The organism is Erwinia sp. SLM-02 (genome assembly GCF_037450285.1).
GTDB lineage: Bacteria > Pseudomonadota > Gammaproteobacteria > Enterobacterales > Enterobacteriaceae > Erwinia.
Map to the genome: position 1 here is coordinate 1 of NZ_JAQISN010000035.1, position 439 is coordinate 439.

Sequence of the window (439 nt, forward strand, 5' to 3'; positions counted from 1 at the left end):
GACTACAAGGGTATCTAATCCTGTTTGCTCCCCACGCTTTCGTGCCTCAGTGTCAGTTACAGTCCAGAAAGCCGCCTTCGCTACTGGTGTTCCTCCTAATATCTACGCATTTCACCGCTACACTAGGAATTCCACTTTCCTCTCCTGCACTCAAGTTTCCCAGTTTCAAGAGCTTACTACGGTTGAGCCGTAGCCTTTCACTCCTGACTTAAGAAACCACCTACGCACCCTTTACGCCCAGTAAATCCGGATAACGCTAGCCCCCTACGTATTACCGCGGCTGCTGGCACGTAGTTAGCCGGGGCTTCCTCCTCAAGTACCGTCATTATCTTCCTTGAGGACAGAGCTTTACGACCCGAAGGCCTTCATCGCTCACGCGGCGTTGCTGCATCAGGCTTTCGCCCATTGTGCAATATTCCCCACTGCTGCCCCCCGTAGG

The 439-nt window shown here is 53.1% G+C and carries 1 rRNA gene; it reads right to left on the minus strand.

Annotation, left to right across the window (positions count from 1 at the left end):
* A 16S ribosomal RNA gene (locus tag PGH32_RS24635) occupies positions 1-439 on the minus strand; the annotation flags it as partial.